This window comes from Micromonospora sp. NPDC005171 (assembly GCF_040608575.1).
GTDB lineage: Bacteria > Actinomycetota > Actinomycetes > Mycobacteriales > Micromonosporaceae > Micromonospora.
The window spans coordinates 1-7,952 of the sequence record NZ_JBEXIM010000074.1; the positions used below are offsets into that span (position 1 = coordinate 1).

The 7,952-nt window shown below is 70.7% G+C and carries 7 protein-coding genes; 2 read left to right on the forward strand and 5 right to left on the reverse strand.

What is annotated here, in order from left to right:
• Positions 1-485: 485 nt before the first annotated feature.
• Positions 486-1,325 carry a DUF4081 domain-containing GNAT family N-acetyltransferase gene (locus ABZU74_RS33785; RefSeq protein WP_091400334.1) on the reverse strand — a complete coding sequence of 280 codons (840 nt, stop codon included), beginning with the start codon at positions 1,323-1,325 and terminating at the stop codon, positions 486-488.
• 5 nt (positions 1,326-1,330) lie between these two features.
• Complete coding sequence (locus ABZU74_RS33790; protein ID WP_355432781.1) at positions 1,331-2,584, reverse strand: MFS transporter; 1,254 nt, start codon at positions 2,582-2,584, stop codon at positions 1,331-1,333.
• Positions 2,585-2,696: 112 nt separating this feature from the next.
• Here ABZU74_RS33790 and ABZU74_RS33795 point away from each other — a divergent pair, with 112 nt between their 5' ends.
• The gene (locus ABZU74_RS33795) at positions 2,697-3,290 is read left to right on the forward strand and encodes a PadR family transcriptional regulator (RefSeq protein ID WP_355432784.1); all 594 of its coding nucleotides are present in this window, start codon (positions 2,697-2,699) and stop codon (positions 3,288-3,290) included.
• Between the two features lie 99 nt (positions 3,291-3,389).
• Here ABZU74_RS33795 and ispG read toward each other — a convergent pair whose 3' ends face one another.
• Genes ispG through dxr form a run of 3 tightly spaced genes read right to left on the reverse strand, consistent with a single transcriptional unit; the run spans position 3,390 to position 7,033 of the window.
• Positions 3,390-4,562, reverse strand: a complete 1,173-nt coding sequence (ispG, locus tag ABZU74_RS33800) for a flavodoxin-dependent (E)-4-hydroxy-3-methylbut-2-enyl-diphosphate synthase (RefSeq protein WP_112588507.1) — start codon at positions 4,560-4,562, stop codon at positions 3,390-3,392.
• A 9-nt stretch (positions 4,563-4,571) separates the two neighbouring features.
• Complete coding sequence (locus tag ABZU74_RS33805; protein ID WP_355432787.1) at positions 4,572-5,822, reverse strand: site-2 protease family protein; 1,251 nt, start codon at positions 5,820-5,822, stop codon at positions 4,572-4,574.
• Positions 5,822-7,033: a 1-deoxy-D-xylulose-5-phosphate reductoisomerase gene (gene dxr / locus ABZU74_RS33810; protein WP_355432790.1), complete on the reverse strand. Its 1,212-nt coding sequence runs from the start codon at positions 7,031-7,033 to the stop codon at positions 5,822-5,824. Before dxr ends, ABZU74_RS33805 begins: the two co-directional genes overlap by 1 nt.
• A 324-nt stretch (positions 7,034-7,357) precedes the next feature.
• Here dxr and ABZU74_RS33815 point away from each other — a divergent pair, with 324 nt between their 5' ends.
• Positions 7,358-7,801, forward strand: a complete 444-nt coding sequence (locus ABZU74_RS33815; RefSeq protein WP_355432793.1) for a hypothetical protein — start codon at positions 7,358-7,360, stop codon at positions 7,799-7,801.
• Positions 7,802-7,952 lie beyond the last annotated feature (151 nt).

Below are 7,952 nucleotides of genomic sequence, written 5' to 3' on the forward strand. Positions count from 1 at the left end.
GGTGCAGGTGTCGGCGTACCCGGACGCCTACGCCCAGTGGGAGCAGCAGGCCACCGACCTCGTCGCCCAGCACTGGAACAGCTGACCCACACCACCACACACCAGCACCACCACACGGCACGGACCACTGGCCGGCACCCGCAACCCGGGTGCCGGCCAGCGGTACTGCCACCGACCTTCCACCGACCACCAACCGTTGTTCGTCGACCGCTGACAGCCCTTTGCCACACGCCAGCCGGAGCCCACGGCCGCCCGCCGCTCTGCCGGCGCGCGCTTGCCGCCCGCGCCGCCCAGGCGCCTGTCGCCCGAGAGCTACCCAAGGGCCGGCCGCCGTGGCTGGGTATGCCGAATGAACTGCCCCAACGGAGGCGGATGGTGCGGTTCGATCGGTGGCTGCCCGCAGATCTCGGACACTTTCCGTTTCGTGCGAACGGAAACTGTCCAAGACCTGCGGGGATGCGGCACCGGAACCGACTTCGCAGCGGTCAGAAGAGAACGGTGGCCAGGGTGCCGATCGGCTGGAAACCGCAGCGCTCGTAGACGCGGCGGGCCGGGAGGTTGAAGTCGTTGACGTACAGGCTGACGGTGGGGGCGACCCGCAGCAGCGCGTCGCGGACCACGGCTGCCATGGCGGCGGTGGCGATCCCCCGGCCGCGCCACTCCGGTGCCACCCAGACTCCCTGGATCTGCGCCGTCCGTTTGGTCACCACCGCCAACTCGGCCTTGAACACGACCTTGCCGTCGATGACGCGGGCGTACGCGCGACCGGTCCGAACGAGGTCGTTGACTCGCCGGCGGTAGCTGCGGCCGCCGTCCTCGGCGAGCGGGGATACGCCTACCTCTTCGGTGTACATGGCGACGGCCGCCGGGAAGAGCCGGTCGACTTCTCCGGAGCGGACCTGGCGTACCTCCGGGTCGGCCGGTACGGGCGGCAGCGTGTCGGTGACCAGCAGTGGTTGATTGGGGCGGACGTCTCGCGCTGGCCCCCAGGTGTCGGAGAGCCGGTCCCACAGCCCGAGGACGGCGTCGGCCCGGCCGACGATGGAGGAGCAGAGCCGTTCCTCCCCGGCGAGCAGGTCGGCGAAGGCAGCCACAGCCGCATCGCTGGCCAGCACCGGGGTCAGGTTGCCGCCGAGCCAGCAGAGTGATTCGAGGTTGCGGCGGGCCCCGTACCCCAGGATTCTGCCCTCGGCCCGCCACCAGGAGAGTCCGCGCGCGGCGATCCGCTCGGCGACCTGCGCGCCCGCGAACGGGTCATGGTCGAGCAGTCGCTCGACCGCGCGGCGCTCCGATTCCCCCAGTTGGCGTACCGGCACCGTCAGCACGCCTATCAGCCTGCCAGATCGGCACCCTGCTTCGCCGGTCGAGTGACAAGGCCGGCACCGTCTCCACCAGGCCGGGTCCGCCCGGCCCACCGGACGACCGGGGGCACCAGGGCTCCGAGCAGGAGGAACAGGGCACCGAGCGCAAGCCAGCCTGGTACGCCCCAGCCGAGTGCAAGGGTGGTCACCATCACCGGCGCGAGCATCTTGCCCAGTTCGTAGCCCATGCCGTACGCCCCCTGGTACTGCCCCTGGGCGTCCGCCGGCGCCAGCCCGAAGGAGATCCCCCAGCCGGCGGCGGAGTGCCACAGCTCCCCGGTGACGTGCGCGATCGCCCCGAGGCCGAGCAGACCCACCGCGCCGGCGGTGGGCAGCGCGCCGCTGGCGGCGAAGAGTACGCAGGCCAGGGCGATGGCCACGCCCGCTCGACGGGCGGCGCGGGCGGCTCCGGGCAGGGTGGCTGCGGTATTCGCGGCGCGTACCTGGAGGAGCACCACCAGCACTGTGTTGACAAGGGTCAACGCGGAGATCATCCAGGCGGGGGCGCGGGTGTGACCGGCGATCCACAGCGGCAGGGCGATGGTGAGCAGGCTGAAGTGCATCGACATCAGCCCGTCGACCAGTGTGAAGGCGAGGAACGGGCGGTCCCGTAGGGCGATCAGTCGGGGGCCGTGCGTCGGGGCGGCGACCGGGGCGACGGCGGGCAGTCGGAGGAGGACCACCGCTGCGGCCATTGACGTCGCCGCCGAGGCCAGGATCAGCGCGACGTACCCGGCTCGGGTGTCGGCGGCGATGGCGAAGCCGCCGAGGACGGCGCCGACGGAGATCCCGACGTTTGTGGTGGCGCGCAGGTAGGCGCGGGTGCGGACCCGCTGGTCGGCCGGGATCGTTCCGGCGATCAGCGCGCCTCGGGCGCCGCGCTCGACCGCGTCGGCGAGCGCGGTGGCCGCTCCCACCAGCACGAACGTGGGGAAGGACCGGACGGCGATCAGGCCGATGGTCAGGGTGCCGGCGACGAACAGAGCGCCGACCTGCACACCGCGTGGGCCGACGCGGTCGGCCAGGTAGCCGCTCGGGGTGCTGGCCAGCACGCCGACCAGAGCCGAGATGGTCAGCCCGACGCCCACCTGGGTCGCTGACAGGCCGACCGACCGGGTGAGGAAGAGCGCGCTGGCGACGAGCCAGAGTCCCCGCCCGACGGTCTTGACCAGGGTGCCGAGGGTGAGGACCCGGGCCGGGCCCGGCGGGGGAAGCAGACGCATGACCGACACCCTAACAAGACGTACGTACGGTTTGTAAACAACCACTTGTCGGCGATGCATTGCCGATATATCGTTGATGCATCAGCGATAGTCCTGAGGAAGGAAGAGCCCGATGAGGTTCCACCGACAGCACCACCCGATGCACGAGGCCCGGATGCGGGGGTTCGGCTTCCCGCCGGTCCCGCCCGGTCCGCACGGCCATGGCCACGAGCACGGACACGGCGGCCTGTGGGGCGGCCGAGGCCGTGGACGGGGTCGAGGGCGACGCCCCAACGTCCGAGCCTCGGTGTTGGCCCTGCTCACCGAGCGGCCGATGCACGGCTACGAGATGATCCAGGAAATCGACTCCCGCACCGGCGGTGCGTGGCGGCCGAGCCCCGGCTCGATCTACCCCACCCTCCAGCTACTCGAGGACGAGGGCGTGATCGTCGCCAGCACCGAGGAGTCAGGTGGCGGGCGGAAGCGGTTCACGGTCACCGAGGCCGGTCAGGCCGAGGCCACCGAGGCCGCGCAGACCCCGCCGTGGGCGGACGTCGCCCAGGGCACGGTGAGCAGCTGGCACGACATCCGCGACTCCGGCGCCCAGGCGATGAACGCCCTGCGCCAGGTGATGATGAACGGCACCGACGACCAGCGGGAGCGGGCCGCCCAGGTGCTCGACGAGACCCGGCGCAAGCTGTACGCGATCCTCGCCGAATCGGAGTGACGCCAGGCCGCACCACGGCACGGCAGCCCGGCCCGAGCACCACGAACGCGAAAGCGGCCGTTCCCCGCGCGGGGAACGGCCGCTTTTCCACGTGGAAAATCAGTGCACGGTGACGGTCGGGCCGGTGACCAGCCCGCGCAACTCCTCGGGGAGCTCGGCGCCCATCTCGTCGGCGATCCGCAGCGCCTCCTCGATCAGCGTCTCGACGATTTGCGCCTCGGGCACCGTCTTGACCACCTGCCCCTTGACGAAGATCTGGCCCTTGCCGTTGCCGGAGGCGACCCCGAGGTCGGCTTCCCGGGCCTCACCCGGACCGTTCACGACGCAGCCCATGACGGCGACCCGCAGCGGCACCGGCAGCCCTTCCAGGCCGGCGGTGACCTCCTCGGCGAGCTTGTAGACGTCCACCTGGGCCCGCCCGCAGGACGGGCACGAGACGATCTCCAGGCCCCGCTCGCGCAGACCGAGGGACTCCAGGATCTGGTTGCCGACCTTGATCTCCTCGACCGGCGGGGCGGACAGCGACACCCGGATCGTGTCGCCGATCCCCTCGGCCAGCAGCGCACCGAACGCGACCGCCGACTTGATGGTGCCCTGGAACGCCGGCCCGGCCTCGGTGACGCCGAGGTGCAGCGGGTAGTCGCACTGCTCGGCGAGCTGCCGGTACGCCCGGATCATCACGACCGGGTCGTTGTGCTTGACCGAGATCTTGATGTCCCGGAAGCCGTGCTCCTCAAAGAGCGAGCACTCCCAGAGCGCCGACTCGACGAGCGCTTCGGCGGTGGCCTTGCCGTACTTGCTCAGCAGACGCTTGTCCAGCGACCCGGCGTTGACGCCGATCCGGATCGGCACCCCCGCCGCCCCCGCGGCCCGGGCGATCTCCTTGACCTTGTCGTCGAACTGCCGGATGTTGCCCGGGTTGACCCGGACCGCCGCGCAGCCGGCGTCGATGGCGGCGAAGACGTACTTGGGCTGGAAGTGGATGTCGGCGATCACCGGGATCTGCGACTTCTTGGCGATCGCGGGCAGCGCCTCGACGTCGTCCTGGGACGGCACCGCCACCCGCACGATCTGGCAGCCGGACGCGGTCAGCTCGGCGATCTGCTGGAGGGTCGCGTTGATGTCGGAGGTGAGGGTCGTGGTCATCGACTGCACGGACACCGGCGCACCACCACCGACCGGGACCGAACCGACCATGATCTGGCGGCTGGCCCGACGGGGAGCGAGCGGCGGGGGCGGCACGGCGGGCATACCGAGACTGATAGCTGTCACTTCAGGCACTCACCTTGAGAAGAGCGTGATGGGGTTGACGACGTCCGCGGCGATGGTCAGCAGCGTGAACGCGCCACCGATCAGGATCACCGCGTACGTGAAGGGCATCAGTTTGAGGTAGTCCACCCGGCCGGGGTCGTTCCGGCCGATCCGCGCGTAGACCCAGGATCGGGCACGTTCGAACCAGGCGATGGCGATGTGGCCGCCGTCCACCGGGAGCAGCGGCAGCAGGTTGAACACGCCGATGAAGAAGTTCAGCGACACGAAGAGCATGAAGAAGACCAGCCAGGCGTTGTTCTCCACCGCCTCGCCGCCGAGTCGGCTGGCGCCGACCACGCTGATCGGGGTGTCGACGTCCCGCTCGCCGCCGGTGAGGGCGGTCCACAGGGCGGGGACCTTCTGCGGGAGGCGCTGGAGCGCCTGGGCGGTGCCGACGGCCAGTTCACCGGTGAAGTCGGCGGTGGCGCCGAAGGCGCCGACCGGGCCGTACGTCACGCGGGTTGGGGTGCTGGGGACGAGCCCGACGCCGAGCGCGGCCACCGGCGCGGCGGCGCCGGTCGGGTTGTCCAGCGGCGGACGCTGGGTCTGCGCGAGCACCGTGCTGGTGGTGCCCGGCTGCCCGTCGCGGACGTACGCGATCTGCGCGGTGTCACCCGGTTTGAGGCTGCGCAGCGTGGTGAGCAGGTCGCCGTAGGAGTTGATCGTGGTGCCGTTGATCGAGGTGATCCGGTCGCCGTTCTTCAACTGCGCCTGGGCGGCCGGGCTGGCCGCGTCGGCGGAGGTGCACGCCCGCACCGCGTTCTCCGGGACCACGCACTCACTGAGCTGGATGACGGCGGGCTCCTGGCGGGCCTGCACGTCGGTGGTCGGGAAGTCGGGATTGGGCAGGCCGGCGGAGACGGCGAGGATCCAGATCGTGACCAGGGCGAGCGCGAAGTGCGTGATCGACCCGGCGGCCATCACGATCGTCCGCTTCCAGACCGGGTAACGCCACATCACCCGCGACTCGTCGCCCGGCTCGACGTCGTCGTCCTGCGGCGTCATCCCGACGATCTTGCAGAAGCCGCCGAGGGGGATGCCCTTGAGGCCGTACTCGGTCTCGCCGCGCTTGAAAGACCAGACGGTGGGGCCGAAACCGACGAAGTACTTGGTGACCTTCATCCCGAACATCTTGGCGGTCAACAGATGCCCCGCCTCGTGCAGACTCACCGAGATGAGGATGGCCAGGGCGAAGAGGACCACCCCGAGCAGGTACGACATCAAGCTCCTTCCACCGAACCCGCGATGATCTCCTGCGCGTGCGCGCGTGCCCACGACTCGGCAGCGAGCACGTCCTCGACGGTACCTGGTTCGTCGAAGTCCGGAGCCTCCTCCAACACGCGTTCGAGGGTGTCGACGATGCCGAGGAACGGCAGCCGGCCCGCCACGAACGCGGCCACGCACTCCTCGTTCGCCGCGTTGTAGATCGCCGGCCGGCAGCGTCCGGTCTCCCCGGCGGCCTTGGCCAGGGCGACGGCCGGGAACGCGTCGTCGTCGAGCGGCGCGAACTCCCAGGTGTGCGCGGCCGCCCAGTCGACGGCCGTGGCAGCCTCCGGCACCCGGTCCGGCCAGCCGATGCCCAGCGCGATCGGCAGCCGCATGTCCGGTGGGCTGGCCTGGGCGATCGTCGACCCGTCAACGAACTCGACCATCGAGTGGATCACCGACTGCGGATGCACCATCACGGCGATGTCGGCGTAGGGCACGTCGAACAGCTCGTGCGCCTCGATCACCTCAAGCGCCTTGTTGACCATCGTCGCCGAGTTGATCGTGACGACCGGCCCCATGTTCCACGTCGGGTGGGCGAGCGCCTGCTCGGGTGTGACCTGCGTCAACTCCTCGCGCCGACGACCCCGGAACGGCCCGCCGCTGGCCGTCACGACCAGCCGCCGCACCTCACCGCGCGTCCCGGACCGCAGGCACTGGGTCAGCGCCGAATGCTCCGAGTCGACCGGCACGATCTGCCCCGGCCGCGTCACAGCGGCCTTGACCAACGGGCCGCCGGCCACCAGCGACTCCTTGTTGGCCAACGCGAGGGTACGCCCACCGCGCAGCGCGGCCAGCGTAGGAGCGAGGCCCAGCGAGCCGACCACCCCGTTGAGCACGACGTCGCACGGCCACTGGGCCAGCTCTGTCATCGCGTCCGGGCCGGCCACGATCTTGGGAAGCTTGAAGTCACCGGTGGCCCAGCCACGCCGGCTCGCCTCGGCGTAGAACGCGAGTTGCAGGTCCTGCGCGGCGGACGCCTTGGCCACCCCGACCGCCTCGACGCCCAGTTCGAGGGCCTGCGCGGCGAGCAACTCGACGTTGCCGCCGCCGGCGCCGAGCGCCACCACCCGGAACCGGTCCGGGTTGCGCCGGACGATGTCGATGGCCTGCGTGCCGATCGAACCGGTGGACCCGAGCAGAACAAGGTCGCGGGGGGAAGTCACGAGCCCATTCTCCCCCACCGCCGCTGTACGCCCGCTGGGAGCCTCAGCCCTCCCGCCGGCCTCCCGCGCGCCCTTGATCAACACCACATCGCCGACCTGGCGGTATCCCGAACCCAGGACACCCCCGCCTCGCCGAACTCGTGTCGATCAAGGGCATGCGGACCGCACCCCCACGACGGCCCCTGCGGGCAGGCGCGCCACGGCGGGCGACCCGACGCCGACCATGGCCGACTGTCATGATCATGCGCCTGATCGACGGATGGCCCGGGGTGTCCTGCTCCGCGAGCATCAGCGGCGATCACGGTCAAACACGGAGGGGACCACATGAACCAGAAGCTTCAGGCGCGCGCGTTCGAGCGGGTGGCGTCGATCCTGCAACCCGGGGAACAGCCGGTCACCGCGACCCGGGCGTTGGTCGGGAGTTTCTCGGCCGGCCGACTCGGGACGGTCGTCTCGCAGGGGCTGATCACCGCAGGTGCCGGGGCGGTGGGCCACGCGCTGTCGCGGACCAAGAAGCAGTTCGTCGTCCTCACCGACCGGCGACTCATCTTCCTGCCGCAGACCTTCCTCGGCGGGCCCGGCACCGGTGTACTCGGCGAGGTGCCCCGGGAGCACGTCGCGCTCGCCGAGGCGAAGATGGGCGTCGTGAGCCTGCTGCGCCTCGCCTTCGGCGCCGCGGGAGACGGCCTCACCCTGACCTTCCCCCGGGTGGACAAGAAGAACGCCGAGGCCCTCGCGGCGGCCCTGGCACCGGTGCCGACCGCCTGACCCGTTCCGGCCGGCAGCAGGGACACACGCAGATCTTGGACAGTTTCCGTTCGGTAGGCGGGCTCAACCGGTGGTTGCAACACCCCCTTTTGGTGGTTGTCGTTGGGGTGGTTATGGCGTCGAGGTTGAGTGCGTTGGAGCGGGAGCAGAT

Excerpts from the sequence above, each read along its gene's own strand:
- ABZU74_RS33790 (WP_355432781.1), bottom strand. The coding sequence starts at position 2,584 with ATGCGTCTGCTTCCCCCGCCGGGCCCGGCCCGGGTCCTCACCCTCGGC.
- ABZU74_RS33795 (WP_355432784.1), top strand. The coding sequence starts at position 2,697 with ATGAGGTTCCACCGACAGCACCACCCGATGCACGAGGCCCGGATGCGG.
- ABZU74_RS33805 (WP_355432787.1), bottom strand. The coding sequence starts at position 5,822 with ATGTCGTACCTGCTCGGGGTGGTCCTCTTCGCCCTGGCCATCCTCATC.
- ABZU74_RS33815 (WP_355432793.1), top strand. The coding sequence starts at position 7,358 with ATGAACCAGAAGCTTCAGGCGCGCGCGTTCGAGCGGGTGGCGTCGATC.